Source organism: Caulobacter rhizosphaerae, assembly GCF_010977555.1.
Lineage (GTDB): Bacteria > Pseudomonadota > Alphaproteobacteria > Caulobacterales > Caulobacteraceae > Caulobacter > Caulobacter rhizosphaerae.
Window position 1 is genome coordinate 414345 of record NZ_CP048815.1, and the last position, 19705, is coordinate 434049.

Annotated in this window: 18 protein-coding genes; 8 read left to right on the forward strand and 10 right to left on the reverse strand. The window is 70.3% G+C overall.

Annotated features, from left to right (window positions below; genetic code table 11):
* Positions 1 to 185 precede the first annotated feature (185 nt).
* Positions 186 to 2225, forward strand: a complete 2040-nt coding sequence (locus G3M57_RS01850; protein WP_056754446.1) for a sulfatase-like hydrolase/transferase — start codon at positions 186 to 188, stop codon at positions 2223 to 2225.
* A 32-nt stretch (positions 2226 to 2257) separates the two neighbouring features.
* Here the strand turns inward: G3M57_RS01850 and G3M57_RS01855 are convergent, their stop codons facing one another.
* Both G3M57_RS01855 and G3M57_RS01860 read right to left on the reverse strand, forming a co-directional pair.
* Positions 2258 to 3199 (reverse strand): tyrosine recombinase XerC, encoded by a 942-nt coding sequence (locus tag G3M57_RS01855; protein WP_056754443.1) that lies wholly within the window; start codon positions 3197 to 3199, stop codon positions 2258 to 2260.
* Positions 3200 to 3239: 40 nt separating this feature from the next.
* Positions 3240 to 3920: a DUF484 family protein gene (locus G3M57_RS01860; RefSeq protein ID WP_056754440.1), complete on the reverse strand. Its 681-nt coding sequence runs from the start codon at positions 3918 to 3920 to the stop codon at positions 3240 to 3242.
* 162 nt (positions 3921 to 4082) lie between these two features.
* Between G3M57_RS01860 and G3M57_RS01865 the strand changes: the two genes are divergently transcribed.
* On the forward strand, positions 4083 to 6245 hold the full coding sequence (locus G3M57_RS01865; RefSeq protein ID WP_163228518.1) for a primosomal protein N': 2163 nt from the start codon (positions 4083 to 4085) through the stop codon (positions 6243 to 6245).
* A gap of 50 nt (positions 6246 to 6295) precedes the next feature.
* Here G3M57_RS01865 and G3M57_RS01870 read toward each other — a convergent pair whose 3' ends face one another.
* Together G3M57_RS01870 and G3M57_RS01875 are read right to left on the reverse strand one after the other, a co-directional pair.
* Positions 6296 to 7855 carry an MDR family MFS transporter gene (locus G3M57_RS01870; protein ID WP_163228519.1) on the reverse strand — a complete coding sequence of 520 codons (1560 nt, stop codon included), beginning with the start codon at positions 7853 to 7855 and terminating at the stop codon, positions 6296 to 6298.
* Between the two features lie 121 nt (positions 7856 to 7976).
* On the reverse strand, positions 7977 to 8753 hold the full coding sequence (locus G3M57_RS01875; RefSeq protein WP_132092663.1) for a TerC family protein: 777 nt from the start codon (positions 8751 to 8753) through the stop codon (positions 7977 to 7979).
* Between the two features lie 117 nt (positions 8754 to 8870).
* Between G3M57_RS01875 and G3M57_RS01880 the strand changes: the two genes are divergently transcribed.
* From G3M57_RS01880 to G3M57_RS01895, 4 genes are all read left to right on the forward strand, one after another.
* Positions 8871 to 9965, forward strand: coding sequence for an acyltransferase family protein (locus G3M57_RS01880; protein ID WP_056754460.1), 1095 nt, complete (start codon positions 8871 to 8873; stop codon positions 9963 to 9965).
* Positions 9966 to 10035: 70 nt separating this feature from the next.
* Positions 10036 to 10740 (forward strand): CHAP domain-containing protein, encoded by a 705-nt coding sequence (locus G3M57_RS01885; RefSeq protein WP_056754426.1) that lies wholly within the window; start codon positions 10036 to 10038, stop codon positions 10738 to 10740.
* 51 nt (positions 10741 to 10791) lie between these two features.
* Positions 10792 to 11751, forward strand: a complete 960-nt coding sequence (locus G3M57_RS01890) for a magnesium transporter CorA family protein (RefSeq protein WP_056754423.1) — start codon at positions 10792 to 10794, stop codon at positions 11749 to 11751.
* Between the two features lie 69 nt (positions 11752 to 11820).
* A complete protein-coding gene (locus tag G3M57_RS01895) occupies positions 11821 to 13068 on the forward strand; it encodes a pentapeptide repeat-containing protein (RefSeq protein WP_163228520.1) in 1248 nt (415 codons plus the stop codon).
* Positions 13069 to 13071: 3 nt separating this feature from the next.
* On the opposite strand, the gene G3M57_RS01900 is transcribed toward G3M57_RS01895, so the two are convergent.
* Entirely contained in the window at positions 13072 to 13926 is an 855-nt protein-coding gene (locus G3M57_RS01900) for a crotonase/enoyl-CoA hydratase family protein (protein ID WP_056754417.1), read from the reverse strand.
* A 102-nt stretch (positions 13927 to 14028) separates the two neighbouring features.
* On the opposite strand from G3M57_RS01900, the gene G3M57_RS01905 reads away from it, so the two are divergent.
* Positions 14029 to 14820, forward strand: a complete 792-nt coding sequence (locus tag G3M57_RS01905) for an SH3 domain-containing protein (protein ID WP_056754414.1) — start codon at positions 14029 to 14031, stop codon at positions 14818 to 14820.
* A 75-nt stretch (positions 14821 to 14895) separates the two neighbouring features.
* Here G3M57_RS01905 and G3M57_RS01910 read toward each other — a convergent pair whose 3' ends face one another.
* Positions 14896 to 15330: a DUF488 domain-containing protein gene (locus tag G3M57_RS01910; protein ID WP_056754411.1), complete on the reverse strand. Its 435-nt coding sequence runs from the start codon at positions 15328 to 15330 to the stop codon at positions 14896 to 14898.
* A 100-nt stretch (positions 15331 to 15430) separates the two neighbouring features.
* On the opposite strand from G3M57_RS01910, the gene G3M57_RS01915 reads away from it, so the two are divergent.
* Complete coding sequence (locus tag G3M57_RS01915; protein WP_056754408.1) at positions 15431 to 16339, forward strand: alpha/beta fold hydrolase; 909 nt, start codon at positions 15431 to 15433, stop codon at positions 16337 to 16339.
* Positions 16340 to 16484: 145 nt separating this feature from the next.
* On the opposite strand, the gene G3M57_RS01920 is transcribed toward G3M57_RS01915, so the two are convergent.
* The 4 genes from G3M57_RS01920 to G3M57_RS01935 form a co-directional block, all read right to left on the reverse strand.
* Positions 16485 to 17432 (reverse strand): thioesterase family protein, encoded by a 948-nt coding sequence (locus G3M57_RS01920; protein ID WP_056754405.1) that lies wholly within the window; start codon positions 17430 to 17432, stop codon positions 16485 to 16487.
* A gap of 80 nt (positions 17433 to 17512) precedes the next feature.
* On the reverse strand, positions 17513 to 18235 hold the full coding sequence (locus G3M57_RS01925; protein ID WP_156402176.1) for a hypothetical protein: 723 nt from the start codon (positions 18233 to 18235) through the stop codon (positions 17513 to 17515).
* A gap of 125 nt (positions 18236 to 18360) precedes the next feature.
* Positions 18361 to 18849, reverse strand: coding sequence for a Fur family transcriptional regulator (locus G3M57_RS01930; protein ID WP_156402175.1), 489 nt, complete (start codon positions 18847 to 18849; stop codon positions 18361 to 18363).
* Between the two features lie 52 nt (positions 18850 to 18901).
* Positions 18902 to 19675, reverse strand: coding sequence for an acid phosphatase (locus tag G3M57_RS01935; protein WP_056754397.1), 774 nt, complete (start codon positions 19673 to 19675; stop codon positions 18902 to 18904).
* Positions 19676 to 19705 lie beyond the last annotated feature (30 nt).

The following is a 19705-nucleotide window of genomic DNA, read 5'->3' on the forward strand; positions in this document are numbered from 1 at the left end:
TAAAAGCACAGTTAATCGCGAGGTTTTGGGCGCCTTGGGCGGCGGAATGTCACAGCGCGGGCGGCGCGCTCCTTGACGGTATACCCTCTAAGGTAATCATAAATCGACATAGCAACTTTATCGTGAATATTCAAGCTTCGCCTTTCGGCGGCGCGAACGCGTCGCTTTGCGCGTGCGAGGGGACCATGAGCCAGCCGAACCGGCCCAACATCCTGCTGATCACCTGTGACCAGTACCGCTTTCCGAGGTTTTCCTACGGGGCCGAGGCCGGGTTCGACGAGCCGTTGAAGCGGATCCTGGGGTTCCAGCGCGAGGACGACGCCCACAACCCCTACGCCCAGTACTTCCCCGGCCTGCTGGCGCTGCGCGAGAACGCGGCGCTGCTGCGCAACCACACCATCGCCGCCAGCGCCTGCACGCCTAGCCGGGCGACGATCTATACCGGGCAGTACGGGACCAGAACGGGGGTCACCCAGACCGACGGCCTGTTCAAGAGCGGCGATTCCTACAACTTCCCCTGGCTGGCGGCGGACGGCGTCCCCACCCTGGGGACCTGGATGCGCGAGGCCGGCTACACCACCCACTATTTCGGCAAGTGGCACGTCAGCAACCCGCCCGAGCACTCGCTGGACCGCTACGGCTTCGACGACTGGGAAGAGTCCTATCCCGAGCCGCACGGGGCGGCGATCAACAATCTGGGCGTCTATCGCGACGCCGGCTTCACCGACCAGGCCTGCGCCTTCATCCGCCGCAAGGCCCTGGCCCTGAACTACAACCGCGCCCAGGCCGTCCAGCAGGCCCAGGACCCCTACGCCGCCGGTCCCGAGGTCGACGCCATTCCGCCCTGGTTCGCGGTGGCCTCGTTCACCAATCCACACGACATCGCCACCTATCCGGCGGTGATCGCCCAGGCCCTGCCGACTCCTGACAATTCGGGCACGCAGTCGATCTTCGGTCCGCTGACGACGCCGCTGACGGGGCAGAAGACGCCGCCGCCGACCGCCGGCACGATCCAGATCGCGCTGAACGAACGCGGCTTCCCGCAGGACTGCGCCAGGCCCTCGCCCACCCAGAACGAGTCCCTGGCCGACAAGCCCAGCTGCCAGCACGACTACGCCTACAAGGTGGGCCTGGCCCTGAACGCCAAGACCGGCTTCAACATCGTCAACACCGCCAAGACCAAGATCGACGACAAGTTCCCCAATCTGGCGAAGGGCGATCTGCTGGACGATGAGCAATCCATGCAGATCGCGGTCCAGCAGGCCCTGAACGGCGTGCTGCCGTTCCAGCTGAGCGACGCGCCCGAGCGCTACGCCCTGGAGTTCCTGCAGCTCTATGCCTGGCTGCATTCGATCGTCGACGTCCACGTGGCGGCGGTGCTGAAGACGCTGGAGGAGACCGGCCAGGCGAACAACACCATCGTCATCTTCCTGGCCGACCACGGCGAGTACGGCGCGGCCCACGGCATGATGATCGAGAAGTGGCACACCGCCTACCAGGAGGCCCTGCACGTGCCGGTGATCGTGCGCTTCCCGCCGTCGACCCAGGTGGTCGAGAACGCGCGGGGGGCAGGCGAGGGGCCGCTGAGCTGCACGCCGCGCCAGATCGACGCCCTGACCAGCCATATCGACATCCTGCCCACCGTGCTGGGCCTGGCCGGGGTGACGCCGCAGCAGCGGGCGACGATCGCCGAAACCCTGGGCCGCCATCGTCCCGTGCCGCCCTTGCCGGGCGCGGACCTGTCGGGCCTGCTGAAGGGCGAGGCCGACCAGGTGATCGAGCCCGACGGCGGCGAGCGGCGGGGCGTGCTGTTCATCACCGACGACGAGATCACCGCCCCCTCGCCCTCGAACGACGATCCGGCCAATCTCAAGTGCGACAAGGAGTTCGAGGTCTACCGACGCGTGGTCGACACGGTGAACCAGGAGCATCCGGCCGTGAACCTGGCGCCAGGCCCGGTGCGCCAGCCCAACCATGTCCGCTGCGTGCGCACCGCCCGCCACAAGCTCAGCCGCTATTTCGACCCGTCCGGCCAGGCGCCCCAGGAATGGGAGATGTACGACCTGCAACTGGACCCCAACGAGGAGGTCAACCTCGTGCAGGTGATGCGCTCACCGCCCGCCGCCCGCGCGGACCTGCCGTCGCCGTTCGTCGCGGCGGCGGTGCAGACCGAGGCGGATCGGCTGGCGAAGCTGTTGGCGGAACTGGAAGCGCGGGACCTCTAAATTCCTTCTCCCCTTGTGGGAGAAGGAAAGCACTAGGCCCGCGGATGCGCCTTGCCGTAGGCGGCCAGCAGGCCCGCGGCGTCCACCTGGGTGTAGCGCTGGGTGGTCGACAGCGAGGCGTGGCCCAGCAGGTCCTGGATCGCGCGCAGGTCGGCGCCGGCGCCCAGCAGGTGGGTGGCGAACGAATGGCGCAGGGCATGCGGCGTGGCGCGGTCGGACAGGCCAAGGCGGCTTCGGAGCGCCTGCATGGTCGCCTGGACATGGCGCGGCGACAGCGGCCCGCCGCGCTTGGCGCGAAACAGCGGATCGTCCGGCTGCAGGGCGAAGGGCAGGGCGGTCACATAGGTGTCGATCCGCTCACGAACGACGTCGAGCACCGGCACGATGCGGGTCTTGCCGCCCTTGCCGGTGATCCGCAGGCTGTCGGCCAGGGGCGCGTCGCGGCGGGTGAGGGACAGGCCCTCGGAGATCCGCAGGCCGCAGCCCCACAGCAGGGTCAGCACGGCCGCGTCGCGGGCTGCTTCCCAATCCTCCCGGTCGGGGTCGAGGGACAGTTCGGCGATCAGGCCGTGAGCCTGGTCCTCGGACACCGGGCGCGGGGCGCCGACCTTGATGCGGGGGCCGCGCACCAGTCCGATGGCGGCGTTGGGCGTGTCCAGCCGGTGGTCGAGATAACGGTGGAAGGCGCGGATCGACGACAGGCTCTGCGACAGCGAGCGTGGCGACAGGCCCTCGCGATCGTCGCCATTCTGGGAACGCGGGGGCTCGCGGCGGAAGGCCAGGTAGGCGCGCAGCTCGGCCGCCGTGATCCCGCCCAGGTCGGACGCCGACAGGGCCTCGCCACGATGGCGCTCCAGGAAGTTCAGATAGGCCAGGACGTTGTCGCCATAGGCCCGCACAGTGCGTGGCGAGGCGCGCCGCTCGAGGGCCAGGTGGTCCAGCCAGTCCGAAAGGGCGGCGCGGGCCGTGCTCATCCCCGGCCTTCCTTGGGAAGGCCTGTCCGCCCTCCGGTCGTCACAGGATCGGCCAGCGCTCGGCCGTGCGTTCGACGACGCGGGCCAGGAAGGCGACCAGGTCCGAGCCCATGTCGGCCGTGAAGCCCTCGGGGTCGGCCGAGCCGAAGGCCAGCAGGCCCTGGCGCGAGGGCTCCCACACGGCCATGCGGACCAGGGCCATGCTCTTGATCTCGTCGATGCGCTCGCCGAACAGGCCCAGGGCGGGGGCGTGGAAGCCCATGCGGGCGACGCCGTGGTCGCCCATGATCATGTCGATCTGGCCGGCGATCAGGGCGTGCCAGCCGGCCGGCACGCGGCCAGGGCCTTCCAGCACGACCACCCCGGCGGCCAGGCCGAAGCGCAGGATGGCCATCTCGTCGACGCGGCGGGCCAGGTCGGAATGGTTGCGGGCGTCCAGCAGGTCGATGACCGCGGCGTGGGTCTGGGCCTGGGCCGAATGGTTGGCGCGCGCCGTCGCCTCGATCTGGCGGCGGACCAGGGCCTCGCGCTCGTGCGCGGCCGAGACCCGGGCCAGGGCGGCGGGACCGAAATCGACGATGTTGCTGGCGTCGGGGCGCAGGCCCAGGTCGCTGAGCAGGTCGGGATCCTGGTGCAGGAAGTCGGGCTCGGCCCTCAGGAAGTCGCGGACGGCCTCGGCGTCGACCGGATAGGGCAGTATCGCCTGGGTCGCGTCGGTCATGGTCTGACTACTCCATCCACTGTTCGTCCCCATATGCGATCACCGGCGGGGCGGTCCCGATGAAGCCCCAGTTCGGTTAACAGCCGCTTGATGGCCGCCCCGCCGCCTCTCGACCTTCCGACGTTTCCAAGGCAGAACCCGATCGTCCCCATGTCAGGTCCCATGCCCCGCATCGCCTCCGTCCTGCTGCCCATGCCGCTGCCCGAGGCGTTCGACTACGCCGAGCCGGAGGGCCTGGACCTGGCGATCGGCGACCACGTGACCGTGCCGCTGGGGCCGCGGGTGATTCGCGGCGTGGTGACCGGCCTGCGCGACGGGACCGGCGGCAACCGGCCGCTGAAGCCGGTGCTGGAGCGGGTCGACGACCCGCCGCTGCCGCCGGGCGTCCTCAGCTTCGTGGAGTGGGCGGCGCGCTATTCGGTCGACGTTCCCGGCTGGCCCCTGGCCATGGCCCTGCGCGGCCTGCGCCATCCGGCCGCCAAGCCGGACAAGGCCCTGATCCTGACCGGCGCGCAGCCGGCCCGCATGACGCCCGCCCGGCTGAAGGTGCTGGCCGCCGCCGAGCAGGGGCCGATGGCGTCCGGCGCCCTGGCCGCCGCGGCCGGGGTCTCGGCCGGGGTGGTCAAGGGGATGGTCGACGAGGGCGTGCTGGCCGTCACCTGGGTGGAGCCCGACACCCGCTTCCCGCAACCCGACCTGTCGCGTCCGCCCCAGACGCTCAATCCCAGCCAGCAGGCCTCGGCCGACGTGCTCTCCGAGATGCTGGCGGCGGGCGGCTTCCAGGCCGCGCTGCTGGACGGGGTGACCGGCTCGGGCAAGACCGAGGTCTATCTGGAAGCGGCGGCCGCCGCCCTGGCCGCCGATCCCGACAGCCAGGTGCTGATCCTGCTGCCCGAGATCGCCCTGACCCAGGCGGTGCTGGCCCGCTTCGAGGCCCGCTTCGGCGTCGCCCCCGTCGAGTGGCATTCGGCCGTGTCGCCGCCCCGCCGGCGGCGGGCCTGGGAGGGCGTGGCCGCCGGCCAGGCGCGGATCGTGGTCGGGGCCCGCTCGGCTCTGTTCCTGCCGTTCCGCAAGCTGCGGCTGGTGGTGGTCGACGAGGAGCACGACGGCTCGTTCAAGCAGGAGGAGGGCTTCATCTACCAGGCCCGCGACCTGGCCGTGGCCCGCGCCAAGATCGAGGGGGCGCTGGTGGTGCTGGCCTCGGCGACACCCTCGCTGGAGAGCCTGTGGAACGCTCAGGCGGGTCGCTATCGCTGGCTGCGCCTCAGCGCCCGGCACGGCGCGGCTCAGTTGCCCGACATCGGCCTGATCGACATGCGCGAGACCCCGCCGGAGCCCGGGCGCTGGCTGTCGCCGCCGCTGGTCAAGGCCGTGTCGGTGGCGCTTTCACGCGGCGAGCAATCCTTGCTGTTCCTGAACCGCCGGGGCTACGCGCCCCTGGTGTTGTGCCGCGCCTGCGGCGAGAAGATGAAGTCGCCCGACACCGACAGCTGGCTGGTCGAGCACCGCTATACCGGCCGCCTGGTCTGCCACCTGACGGGCTTTTCGATGAAGAAGCCGGAGGCCTGCCCGCACTGCGGAGCCAAGGACAGCCTGACCTCGATCGGCCCCGGCGTGGAGCGGGTCGAGGAGGAGGCGCGCCACCTGTTCCCCGACGCCCGGATCGCGGTGTTCTCGTCCGACACCGTGTTCGACGCGGCCGGGGCGCGGGCCCTGGTCGACAGCATGGCGGCCGGCGAGATCGACATCCTGGTGGCCACCCAGGCGGCGGCCAAGGGCCACAACTTCCCCAACCTCACCCTGGTGGGCGTGGTCGACGCCGACCTGTCCCTGCGCGGCGGCGACCTGCGGGCCGGCGAGCGGACCTTCCAACTGCTGGCCCAGGCGGCCGGCCGAGCCGGACGGCACGAGAAGCCGGGGCGGGCGCTGCTGCAGACCTACGCCCCCGAGCACGGCGTGTTGCAGGCCCTCAAGGCCCAGGACCGCGACGCCTTCGTCGAGGCCGAGATGGCCATGCGCCAGGAGGCCGGCCTGCCGCCGTTCGGACGCCTGGCGGCGGTGATCGCCTCGGGACCCGACCCCGTGGCCCTGGAGGCCTATTGCAACGCCCTGGCGGCCGCCACGCCCAACGCCGAGGGGGTGGAGGTGTTCGGCCCGGCCGACGCGCCCCTGGCCCTGGTGCGCGGGCGGCGGCGCAAGCGCTTCCTGGTCCGCGCCGAGCGCTCGGTGGACCTGCAGGGCTTCCTGGCCGCCTGGCGGGCCCGGGCCAAGGTCCCGAACTCGGTGCGCGTGGTGTTCGACGTGGATCCGTACAGCTTCCTCTAAGTTGCGGATGAGGCCGGGGACAGGCGCAGGCGCCTGTCCCCGATCCGATCTCAGACCGCTTCCCCCTGAGGTCCCGGCTGGCGGCTCCGCAATGGCAGTTCGGGGATCAGGAGGATCGCCACCAAGCCCGCCGCGATCACCAGCAGCCCGGCGGCGAACACGCCGGTGATGGCGTGGGTCAGGGCCTGGGCCAGGGCCGGGTCGGCATGGCGGGCCGCGCCCTGAGCCGTGGCTTTCAGAGCCAGGCCCTGCAGGGATCCCAGGTCGAAGCCTTGCCCCTCGTTGGCTAGGCGGTGGGTCAGAAGGGCGCCGAACAGCGCCACCCCGATCGTCGAGCCGATCTGGCGGAAGAACTGGTTGGAGCTGGTGGCCACGCCGATGTCGCGCACCTCGACGGCGTTCTGGGTGGCCAGGTTGAACAGGCTCTGGCCGGGACCCAGGCCCAGGCCGACGATGGCCATCCGCCAGCACAGGTCCGGCAGCGTGGTGTGCGCGGTTACCCGGGTCAGCAGCGCGACGCCGACCAGCAGCAGCACCGCGCCGGCGATCATCAGCGGCTTGTAGCGGCCGGTCTTGCTGACCAGTTGGCCCGCGCCGGTGGACGAGACGATCAACCCGCCCATCAGCGGCAGGATGGCCAGGCCCGAGGTCGTGGCGTCCACCCCCAGGCCCAGCTGCATGTAGAGCGGCAGGAAGGTCACCACCCCCAGGAAGGCCATGGAGATCAGGAAGCCGGCCAGGTTGGCCGTGGCGAACACCTTGTTGCCGAACAGCCGCAGCGGCAGCAGCGGATTGCCGGCCTTGGTCTCGGCGTACAGGAACAGCGCCAAGGCGACGGCCGCGAAGGCGAACAGGCCGATGGACTGGGGCGAGCTCCAGGCGAAGTCGTGGCCGCCCTGGCTCAGCGCCAGCAGAAGCGGGACGAAGGCCGCGACCAGCAGGATCGCGCCGACATAGTCGACCGCCCCCGAGCGCCGGTGCTCCAGCGGCGGCATCTTCACCAGGATCATGAACAGCGACAGCAGGCTGAGCGGCAGGTTGACATAGAACACCCAGCGCCAGCCGGCGATCACCTGGCCGCCCAGATGGACCGTGCCATGGTCGGTGAAATAGCCGCCGATCAGCGGGCCCAGCACGCTGGCCAGGCCGAACACCGAGCCGAAGATGCCGGCGAACTTGCCCCGCTCGCGCGGCGGGTAGAGGTCGGCGATGATCGCGAAGGCGGTGGTGAACAGGGCGCCGCCGCCGATCCCCTGCAGGGCGCGGAAGACGATCAGCTGGACCATGCCGCTCAGGCCCAGCACCGGGCCGAACTCACCCGACAGGCCCGACAGCCACGAGCCGGCCAGGAAGATGGCGATACCGGCCAGCAGGATGGGCTTGCGGCCATAGATGTCGCCCAGCTTGCCCCAGATCGGCACCATCACCGTCGAGGTCAGCAGATAGGCGGTGGTCACCCACGAATAGAGCGTCAGGCCGTTCAGCTCGGCGATGATCCGCGGCATGGCCGTGGAGACCACCGTCTGGTCCAGGGCGCTGAGCAGGAAGACGATCATCAGCCCGGCCAGGGTGGTCCGCCGCTCGGTGTCGGTGAAGGTCTGGGCGGTCATCGCGTTCCTACGTATCGTCGCGCGCTACATGCGGGCGTGCCGAACGGTCTGCAAGCCGAACGTGGACGGGGGCGAAGCGCTCCGGGATCGGGACGGGCGCATGCGCCTGTCCCCGACCGTATCAACCCTTCTTCGCGCCCTTGCGCCGTGACAGCATGTTCAGGCCCTCGACGCCGGCCGAGAAGGCCATGGCGGCGTAGATGTAGCCCTTGGGCACGTGCACCCCGAAGCCCTCGGCGATCAGCACCGCGCCGATCATCAGCAGGAAGCCCAGGGCCAGCATGACCACGGTGGGGTTGTTGTTGATGAAGTTTCCGAGCGGATCGGCGGCCAGCAGCATCACGGTCACCGCGACGATCACCGCGACGATCATGATCGGCAGGTGGTCGGTCATGCCCACGGCGGTCAGGATCGAGTCGATCGAGAACACGATGTCCAGCAGGATGATCTGGAAGATCGCCCCGCCGACGTTGGAGATCGCCGCGGTCTTGACGTCCGGGGCGGATTCGTCGGCGTCGGGATCGACGTTGTGGTGGATTTCCTTGGTGGCCTTCCAGATCAGGAACAGGCCGCCGGCGATCAGGATCAGGTCACGCCACGAGAAGGCCGTCTCGAAGGTCGGCTCGCCATGCGACAGGGGGCCAGCCAGGCCCAGGTCGAACACCGGAGCGGTCAGGCCGACGATGAAGGCGATGGTCGACAGCAGCGCCAGCCGCATGATCAGGGCCAGGGAGATGCCGATCCGGCGCACCCTCTGTCGATGTTCGGGCGGCAGCTTGTTGGAGAGGATGGAGATGAACACCAGGTTGTCGATGCCAAGCACGACTTCCATGACGATCAGCGTGACCAGGGCGGCCCAGGCGGCGGGGTCCGCGACGAGGTGAAGGAGTTCGTTCATCGTACCGATCTAAGCTCTGGTCCGGAAAACGCGCCACCGCCTACCCCTCCGTAGGCGCCGTTCATGCAAGGAACGCGACGGAAGCCCCCAGGCTTCGCCGAACCGAGAGTCGAGATGATGCCAGACGCCGCCAATATCAAGCCCCTGACGGCCCTCCGGTTCTTCGCCGCCTTCTGGGTGGTGATGTACCACTATTGGCCAAACCTCTCGGCGGCGGTTCCGCCGGCGATGATCGGCAAGGGCTATCTGGGGGTCGAGGCGTTCTTCACCCTGTCGGGCTTCATCCTCTGCCATGTCTATCTGCAGGGCGTCGGCAACGGGACGTTCCGCTACGGCGACTTCCTCTGGAACCGGCTGGCGCGGGTGTATCCGCTGCACCTGGTCACCCTGGCGGGCGTCGGGCTGATGGCCGCCGCCGCCGGCCTGGCCGGCATCGCCGTCGACCAGAACATGCTGGCCTGGAGCGCCCTGCCGGCCAACCTTCTGCTGGTCCAGGCCTGGGGCTTCGCGCCGGTCTCGGGCTGGAACCATCCGTCGTGGTCGATCTCGGCCGAGTGGTTCGCCTATCTCAGCTTCCCGGTCTTCGCCTTCGCCGCCTGGCGGCTGCGCGCGCGGCCGCGGCTGGCCGTGGGCCTTGCCCTGGCCCTGATCGCCGCCCTCTATCCAGCCTTCCAGGCGCTGGCGGGCTTTCCCCTGACCGAGGCGACGATCCGCTGGGGCTTCCTGCGCATCGTCCCGTGCTTCGCCTATGGCTGCGCCCTGCACGCCCTGTGGCGTTCGGGCGCCGTCACCGGCCGGTTCTCGGGCGTGGGCGCCTGTTTCGCGGGCGCCGCGGTGCTGCTGGCCGTGCATTTCGGGGCGCCGGACCAGGTCATCGTCATGACCCTGGGGGCGCTGATCGTCATGCTGGCGGCCCTGGCCGCGGCCGGCTCAAGCTTCGCGACTCAGGCTCCGCTCGTGTATCTGGGCGAGATCAGCTACTCGACCTACATGATCTGCATCCCGTGGAAGATCCTCGCGGTCAATGCCGCGCTCAAGCTTCTGAAGATCGAGGGCGACCAACTGCCGCTCTATGCTTGGCTGTTGATTGTCGCCGCACTGGTTCCGCTGTCGGCGATGTCGTATCACATCATCGAGAAGCCGGCCCGCGAGCGGATGAAAGCTTGGGCAAAAAGCTGGGGACAGCGTCGACCTGCCGCGGCGAAAGCCTGATAAACAGACTTTTCATATTTCCCTGTCAGGGTTATCCCTTAGCCCAGTGACGCGGGGGAGTACCCACAGCATGACGAAACGGACGAGAACCCTCTGGGGTTCCCTGGCCGCCGCCGCCATGATCAGCCTCGTGCCGATGTCCGGCGCGATGGCCGACGGGTACTGGCAATGCGTCCCGTTCGCGCGTCTGATGTCGGGCATCCAGATCTTCGGCGACGCCCGGACGTGGTGGTCGCAGGCCGTCGGCAAATACGACACCGGCTTCGTGCCCCGCGCCGGGGCCGTGCTCTGCTTCAAGCCGACCGGCCGCATGAACCTCGGCCACGTCGCCTTCGTCAGCCAGGTGCTCACCGACCGCGTGATCCAGGTCACCCACGCCAACTGGTCGATCATCGACGGCGGCCGCGGCCAGATCGAGAAGGACGTCACCGTCGTCGACGTCTCGCCGGCCGGCGACTGGAGCCAGGTCAAGGTCTGGTACGACCCGATCCGCGACCTGGGCTCGACCGTCTATCCGACCCACGGCTTCATCTACCAGAACAACCAGGCGGTCACGATCGCCGCCGCCACCAGCAAGCTGGCCCTGGCCCAGAACGCCGCCGTCTCGCTGGCCAAGTCGGCCGCCAACCAGGTCGCCGCCTCGGTGCGGGCCAGCTCGCCGCTGGACATGATCAACCAGGCCGCCGACTCCACCGACCGCATCGCTGCCCTGATCTCGCAATCCCAGGCCTCGGGCCAGGCGCAGGACGCCGACAAGCCGCAAGCGCCGCGTTGACGCCGCGCGCGCTCTGGGCCATGCCCAGGGCGTGAACAAAGCTCATGTCCCATGCTGAGGGTGCTGCGCCATGGCGCGCCGGGTTTCGAACCCGGCGGCCTGACGCCCGATTGGGCGCTGCCCGCCGATGCGGTGTGGATCGAGCTGGTCAGCCCCACCCGCGCCGAGGAAGTGGCGGTCGAGAAGTCGATCGGCCTGCTGCTGCCCACCCGCGAGGAAATGGCCGAGATCGAGGCTTCCTCGCGCCTCTACCAGGAAGACGGCGGCACGTTCATGACCGCCACGGTGCTGGTCAATGCGGACGGCGACCTGCCGACCGCCGCGCCGGTGACCTTCGTGCTGACCGGCGACCGGCTGGTGACCATCCGCTATGTCGAGCCCAAGGCGTTCGCGGTGTTCGCCGCCCAGGCCGAACGCCAGCCCAGCCTTTGCCCGGGCGGCGCCCAGACGTTCCTGGGCCTGCTGGACGCGGTGATCGACCGCACCGCCGACATCCTGGAGCGCACCGCCGGCGAGGTCGAGACCCAGTCGCGGATCATCTTCAGCCGGCCGCGCGGCGGGGCGTTCGAGGCCATCCTCAACCGCCTGGGCCGCGCCCAGATCGTCAATTCCAAGGCCCGCGACAGCCTGGTCAGCCTGGCCCGCCTGCTCAGCTTCGCCTCGCTGGCCGACCAGTTCGAGGGCGACAAGGAACTGCGCGACCACCTCAAGTCGCTGCAGCGCGACGTCCAGTCGATCACCGACCATTCGGGCTATCTGTCCGGCAACATCACTTTCCTGCTCGACGCGGCGCTGGGCCTGATCAACATCGAGCAGAACGCGATCTTCAAGATCTTCTCGGTGTTCTCGGTGATGTTCCTGCCGCCGACCCTGGTGGCGGGGATCTACGGCATGAACTTCGCCCACATGCCCGAGCTGAACTGGCTGCACGGCTACCCGTTCGCCCTGTGCATGATGGTGATCGCCGCAGCCGGTCCGCTCCTGTGGTTCAAGCGGCGCGGATGGCTTTGACCTTTCGGGATGAATTGAACGTTTCCTTAAAGGTGGCGTGACACGGTTCGCCGAAAAGAGCGCCGTCTCATGCCCGCCCCCGCCCTGTCCGGTCGATCCCCTCAGCCGTCGCTGATCCGCACCCTTTCGCCTCCGGCGCTGAAGGCCGCGATCGAGGCGCACGTGCGCTATCTGAAGGGGCTGCCGGCCGGGACTCGCGCCAACCTTTCCTATGTGGATCTCGACAACGTCAACCTGGAGGGCGTCGACCTTTCCGAGGCCGACCTGACCGGCGTGCGCCTGGCCGGCGCCCTGCTGGCGCGCGCGGTCCTGACCCGCGCGACCCTCTATGGCGCCGACCTGCGCGACGCCGACCTGCGCGAAGCCAATCTCTCCCGCTGCGACCTGCGGGGCGCCTGCCTGCGGGGGGCCAATCTCGGCGGCGCCGACCTGTCGGGCTGCGACCTGCGCGAGGGCGTCATCGCCACTCAGGACAGCGTCGACGGCTTCCGAATCCTGCGGCACCGGACGCGCCAGGGCGAGCTGGAGCACGCGGTGACGCGCGGGGCGCGGCTGGACGGCGCTCAGGTGGGCGGCGGCTTCGCTCGGGTGGCCGACCTGACCGACGCCGACCTGGCCGGGGTGAGCCTGAAGGGCGCGCGGCTGAACCGCGCCACCCTGGACGGCGCCAACCTGTCCCGGGCCAATCTCTACAACGCCGATCTGGGCGGCGCCTCGCTGCGCCGGGCGGTTCTGACCGGCGCCGACCTGGCCGGGGCCACCTTCGAGGGCGCCGACCTGACCGAGGTGCTGCGCGCCCCGCCGCCGATCGTCTATGTCGACGACGCCCCCCTGCACGAGATCCTTGAGGCGCACGAACTCTATGTCGGCAGCGACGGTCGCGACGGCGCGGCGGGCAAGCTTCCGGCGGTCGACTTCCGCCCGCTGCGGCGGCTGCGCGGCCGGCGGCTGGCCGGGCTGTCGGCGCCGGGCGCGGTCTTCTTCGGCATGGACCTGGAGAACGTCCAGCTGCAGGGGGCCAACCTAGTCGACGCCGACCTGCGCGGCGTCAACCTGCGCGGCGCCGACCTGCGCGGCGCCCGGTTGGTCGGCGCCCGGCTGTCGCGGGCCGACCTCTCGGGCGCCCGGCTGGGACCGCTGACCATCGCCCAGGGCCGGGTCCTGCGGACGGACCTCAGCCGAGCCGCGCTGCACGGGGCCGATCTGACCGGCGCCGACGCCCGCCGGGTGCGCCTGATCGACGCCGACCTGACGCGATGCCGGCTGGACGGCTGCGACCTGACCAACGCGGAGCTGCCGGACGCCGTGGAGGCTTAGGAGCTACATCCGCTTCCTGAGCGGCACGAGGTCCGGATAGACCGGTTCGCGGTTCTGGGCCTTGGCCTGGAAGGCCTCCATCATGTGCGGCGGCGAGAACATGCCGGTCTGCCAGGTGGCGATATAGTCCAGGGCGTCGCGGATCGAATGATCGCGGGCGTAGTTGATCATCACCTTGCTGCCGGCGACGGCCAGGGGCGACTTGGAGGCGATCTCGCGGGCGGTGGCCAGGGCGTGGGCGACGACCTCCTCGTGGGTGGCAAACACCTCGTTGACCAGGCCGAGGTCGCGCGCTCTGGCGGCCGGCAGGCGGCGGCCGGTATAGGCCAGCTCGCGCACCCAGCCTTCGGGGATCAGCTTGCACAGGCGTGGGAAGGTGCCGACGTCGGCGGTCATGCCGATGTTGATCTCGTGGATCGTGAAGAAGGCGTCGGCGCTGGCGTAGCGGATGTCGCAGGCGCTGGTGAAGTCGACCGCCCCGCCGATGCAGCCGCCCTGGATCGCGGCGATCACCGGCATCCGCGCCTCGTCCAGGCAGGAGAAGGTGTCCTGCAGGTGGTGAACGTGGCGACGGAAGCTCTCGGCGGCCACGAAGCGGTCGGCGGGCTCGCCGCCCGTCACGCCCTCGCCGTCGGTGAACACCGACAGGTCCATGCCGGCGCAGAAATGCTTGCCGGTCGAGGAGATGACAATGCACCGGGCGCGGGCGTTGTCGTCGATGTCGCGGACGATGGCCGGCAGCTCGTTCCAGAACGCCCGGGTCATGGTGTTGAGGGCCTCGGGACGTTTCAGGCGCAGATGCGCCACGCCTGTCTCGATCTCGACATCGAAGCAGCTATAGTCTGGCTTGTCCGGCACGCTCGTTTCTCCCTTATCGTTGATCAGTTTGTATCACGGGGGCGTCGGACGCCAACGGGCCTTCCGTCGAGGGCCCGCCGCTTTCCAAAGGAACCGTCCCCCATGGTCAAACACTCGATCGCCACCGCGCTCAGCGTCGGCGCCGTCCTCGCCTCGCTGGTCGCCGCGCCGCTGCCGGCCGCGGCCCAGTCCAAGGGGATCAGCGGCCTGTTCGGCTGCGAAGGCTCGGGCAAGAAGCAGGAGGGCGGGGCCCTGATCGGCGCCGCCGCCGGGGCCCTGGTCGGCCGCGCGGTCAGCAAGAATGAAAAGACCCTGGGCACGGTGCTGGGGGCCGCGGCCGGCGCGGCGGCGGGGGCCTATATCGGCTGCCGCATGCAGTCGACCGACCAGGCCATGGCCCAGCAGGCCACCAAGCGCGCCCTGGACAGCGGCCGTTCGGAGAGCTGGAGCAATTCGCGCACCGGCGCCTCGGGCCGCATCGACGTGGTCTCCTCGTCCTATGGCCCGCCGATCAGCGGCGAGACCCTGCGCTTCGAGCGCGGCGTCCAGACGCTGCGCAGCTACGACGCCGTCGGCGGCGATTACACCGCCCGCGGGACCGCCAACCTGCGCTCGAGCCCGTCGACCACCGGCAAGGTGGTGGGCAAGCTGTCGGCCGGCCAGCGGGTCGAGGTGCTGGGCGGCGCGCCCAACAGCAACTGGCTGCTGGTGGGCCGCGACGGCTACGGCGTCGGCTATGTCTCGGCCGCGCTGCTGAACCAGAGCGGCTATGGCCCGGAAGCCAGCTGCCGAATCATCAACGCCTCGATCAGCACCCGCAACGACCGCCCGACCACCGAGCGCTACAGCGCCTGCAAGGACGATCGCGGCGAGTGGCAGCTGACGGCGGCCTGATCCGAACCGGCAATGTCGCCATCCCGGACCGCCTCGGCGAGGCTTCCGGGATGGCGACGAATTTCGCTGTCGCCCTCACAGATCCACCACCTCGCACTTCAGCCGGGCCCGGATCTCGTCGGCCACGATGGCCCGGTGGCAGCACCGGGCCTCGTGCTCGTAACAGAGCAGGGCGATAGGACCGTCCTCGGCCAGGGCCGTGGCCTCGCCCAGCGCCACCTGGGCGGCGGGCTCGGCCAGGTGGGCGTGGAAGATCGCGCGCATCTCGTCCGTTCGTCCCGCCCGGGCCGCCTCGCGGCCGGCCTTGGGCGTACCCAGCGGCCGCAGGTGAACGTAGTCGATCCCCTCGGCCCGGAGGCTGTTGCCCAGCATGGTCTTGGAAAAGCCCGGCCGGCGCGAGGCGGCCACGGCGCGGACGTCGACGACGGCCTTCACCCCCGCCGCCTTCAGGCGGCCGATCATGCCGTCCAGGGTGTCCAGCTCGTATCCGATGGTGGCCAGCGGCGGCATCAGCGCTCTCCCGGAACGGTTCTTTGGGGCTGCTCCATGGACGAGGTAACGCCGTGGGCCTAACTTAGGAACCAGCCGCCGCAACAGGAGCCCTTCCGCCATGGACGCGGCCGTCTTCCGGGAACCTCGCCGACGCTTCATCCCGATCGCCAGCCGCGCCGGGGCCGGCGAGATGGCGGTGCTGGAATTCGGGCCCGCCGACCGCCCGGTGGACGTGGTCTTCGTCCATGCCAACGGCTTCAACGGCCAGACCTACCGCGCCTTGCTGGCCCCGCTGTCGGCCGGCCTGCGGATCCTGGCGGTCGACCAGCGCGGCCACGGCTCCAGCCGTCTCGCCGCCAATCCGGAGCGTCGGCGAAGCTGGCTGGACCTGCGCGACGACCTGCTGGCCCTGCTGGCCGCCCTCGACCAGGGGCCGGCGGTGCTGGCCGGCCATTCGATGGGCGGCACCGTCAGCCTGCTGGCCGCCGCCGCGGCGCCGGAAAAGGTGCGCGGCCTGGTGCTGCTGGACCCGGTGATCATGCCGCGGATCATGGCCTTCTACGCCCACATGCCCTGGACGTCCGGCGCGCTGTGGCGGCATCTGCCGCTGGTCCAGGGCGCGCTGCGCCGCCGCGCGGTGTTCGAAAACCGCGAGGCCGCCTTCGCCGCCTATCGCGGCCGCGGGGCGTTCAGGACCTGGCCCGAGACCATGCTGGCCGACTATGTCGGCGGCGGCTTCAAGGATCGCGACGACGGCAAGGTCGAGCTGGCCTGCGCGCCGGCCTGGGAGGCCTCCAACTACAGCGCCCAGGCCCACGACCCCTGGCGGGCCATGGGCCGCATCCGCTGCCCGGCGCGGGTTCTGAAGGCCGAGAAGGGCTCGACCTGCCACGTCGGCGACGGCGCGGGCGTGATGCGCCGCCACCCTCACATCCGCGTCGAGACGGTGGCCGGCGCCAGCCACTTCCTGCCGATGGAGCGCCCAGACCTGGCGCGCGAGGCGATCTTCGAGATGGCGGCGGGGTAGGGCCTACCGATCCCCGTTGGGAGGCGAAAACCTCGTCCTTCGACAGGCTCAGGATGAAGTTTTCGACTGCCGAGCCCGTAAAGGGTCCTCATCCTGAGCGTGTCGAAGGAGGAGGACCGCGCGCCGCGCCCGACCGTCGTTCGGCCTACAGCGCCAGCCCCTTCACCGCCGCCTTGCCCAGTTCCGCCCGCGCCGCGTCGCTGATCTGCGCCACCCTGCGGGCGTCCAGGTCGAAGGTGACCGCCACGGCTTCGGACGTGCCCCAGGGCCGGCCGGTGGTCGGGTCCAGCATCCAGTGCACCACCCGCATGGCCGAGCCCTCGGTCCCGACCAGGCCGGAGCGCAGCTCGACCCGGTCGCCGGCCCGGGGCCAGGCCAGCTGGGCCAGACGGTATTCCAGGACCGCGCCGCCGACCCGTGCGGGGCGGGGCTCTGCGTGGGCGACGACGATGTCGCGGAACGGGCCGATGAAGGCGCCGATGCCGTCGGAGACCCGGCCGATGAACTGCTCCATGCGCATTCGTCCGAACACGTCGCAATCGGTCGGCGACAGGGCCCCCAGGCCGATGCGCTTGAGGTTCAGGGCCTCGGCGCGGGCTAGGCTGGCGGTCGGGGCGAACGGCGACAGGTCCAGGCTGCGCGCCCGGGCCTGGTCGGGCGGCTCGACCTGCAGCGCCGCCGCGCGCTCGTGGACGATGCGCGGCCAGGGAAAGGCCTCGCCTTCGCGCGGTGTGACATGGGCGATCGTTGTCTGAAAGGTCGCCGCCAGCTGGCCGGTCGCCGTGTGGACCAGGAGCTGCAGCACCCGGGCCTCGGTCTCGGAGATCGCCATCACCCCGCCCAGCATGTGCAGGGCCGCCCCGGCATGGGCCTCGCGCAGGAAGCGGATGTGCTGCTCGCGGACCATCAGGGTGGCGTTCGCCCAGGGCGAGAAGGCGTGTGGCAGGCCCAGCTCGGCGGCCAGCCCGGCCAGCCCCTCCATGGCCCGGGTGACGTAGAAGCGCACGTTCATGTGCCCCATCTCGTCGCAGTCCCAGGTGTTGACGCCGCCACGCCAGATCTCGACGCCGGGGAAGGTCTCGGTGGGCGTCATGGGCAGGCATCCTGGCGTGGAACGAGTGTTCGAACCCTAGCGGCGTTCGCCGGCTGTCCGCAATCGCCCCTTCCCCGCCGTCAGGACTTCCCGCCTGGCGGCTTCTCGCTTGCGGGCTTCTCGTCGAGGCTGAGCTCGCTGATATAGCCCATGACGCCGTGGTCGGGCCTTTCGCTGGTCGTGATCCGGACATAGCGGGCGGTGGTCTTCGGGAGGTCGAAATACTGCCAGCCGTCGTTCGCCGCGACGTACAGGTTCAGGATCCGCACCTTGGCCAGCGGGCGGAACGGCCCGGTCAGGGCGTCGCCGGCGGCGATCTCGATCGTGGCGGGATTTTCGTCGGCCTTGGGGACCAGGATGCCGAAGCGGTCGAAGGTGGCTGGCCGGTCGTCCTGGAAGCCGAAGATGGCGAAGGCGTCGAGGAAGGTGATGGTCGTGCCCTGCGCCAGGACATCATCGTTGGCCGACGACCAGGCCTTGCTCGGCGCCGCGACCAGGCGCCCGCCGTATTGCGGCGACAGCAGGTTGCGGCCGGGCGGTCCGGTCAGGGGTAGTCCGCTGGGCGCCGCAGTGTCGGGCGGAGTGGGCGAGGCGAGGGACAAGGGGCTGGCGGTGGTCCCGGGCGCGGCGGTCGGCGCCACCACCGTCGCGGGCGACCGGTCCGAAGCGCCGCCGCCGATGACGCCGGCCTGGTGCAGTCCGACGACCAGGCCCGTTATCGCGGTGAGCAGGCCGGCGATGGCGCTCACGAGAACGGGCGTGCTGTGCCACCACGAGGTTTTGGCCGAGTCACGATCAGTCATCTCGCTCTCCCAAAAGGCGGTGAAGCGGTGTCTCAATCGTAAAAAGTGTACAGACTTTAGCGAGGGCGCCTAGAGCATCGCTTTTGCGGAAAGCCGGCGTCCACTCTTCCGCGCGATGCCCCAGCCTAGGCTTCGCGGCAATCCGCGCAGAGCCCATGAGCCTCGATGGTCACGTCGGTCAGGGCGTAGCCTGCGGCGGCGCCGGCGGCGATGATCTCGGCGCTGGCCTTGGGCTCGATCTCGCGGGTGGCGCCGCAGCAGTCGCAGATCAGGAAGGCGGCGGCGTGGCCGTCGGCTTCCTTGCGGCAGGCGACATAGGCGTTGAGGCTCTCGATGCGGTGGGCGAAGCCCTGCTTCTCGAGAAAGTCCAGGGCCCTGTAGACGGTCGGCGGCTTGGCAGGCGGACCATCAATGGCGAAGCTGGCGATCAGGTCGTAGGCCTTCACGGGCTGGCCGGCCTGCAGCAACAGTTCCAGCACCCGGCGGCGCGGGGCGGTCAGGCGCTGGTCGACGGCGCCGCAGCGCGCCTCGGCGGCGTCGAGCTCGGCGGCGAGGGCCGAACCGGCGACGCCGTGGTTGTGGTGGTCGTGATCGCACGCGGCGTGATGGGCCATGGGCAAGAGGTAGAGGCCACAGGGGCCCGTTGCAACCGCGTCGGCGTTCCGGTCAGTACGGTCGCTGGGCCAGCACCGCCGCCTCAGCCGTGCAGCGGGCGGGATCAGGGACGAGGCCCGCCGTCCGGGCGGCGTCCAGTTCGCGGCCGACGGCGGCCAGGTCCGCGGTGAAGGCCGGCGAGCGCTCCAGGGTCCTGACCAGGGCGGCGGCGTTCAGCCGACCCGCCTCGACCGAGGAGGCGTTGTGCACGCCGCACACCACCCGGCTTTCGCCATAGGCCCTGGCGCGGGCCAGGATGGCGTCGGACCGTTGCGGCTGGGCCTTGGCCAGGACCAGTCCCACCGTCCAGCCCCAGGTGGCGTGGCCGGAGGGGTAGTCGGGCGTCAAGGCGGTGACCAGGCCGCTGCGCACGCAGATCGCGCCCGGCTGCACCTGGTAGGGCCGCTTGCGGTCGTAGAGCCGCTTGGGCGCCGCCACAGCCGGTCGCACGTCGCGCCCGATCCGCCGTAGCAGCGCCGCCAGCCGAGGCGTGGCCTGGCGGCTGGGCGTCACGCCCAAGGCGCAGCTGTAGGCGTCCGCGATCGCGGCCTTGTGCGTGTCCTGCCTGGCCAGCGACCAGCGCGGGGTGTCCTTCAGCCGGCGGGTGGCCAGGAAGACGGCCCGGTCCCGCTGGTCGGCGGCGGACCCCGCCGGGGGAGGCGGCGGCACGGCCTGGCGCGCGTCGTAGGCGCCCTTGGCCAGGTAGGGATCGGCCTGCGAGCCCGTCAGGCTGGCGCAGCCGGCCAGAGCCAGGGCGGTCATCCCGATCATCAAGCCGACGCGCATGAAAAAGGTCCCCGAAGCGAACTTCGGGGA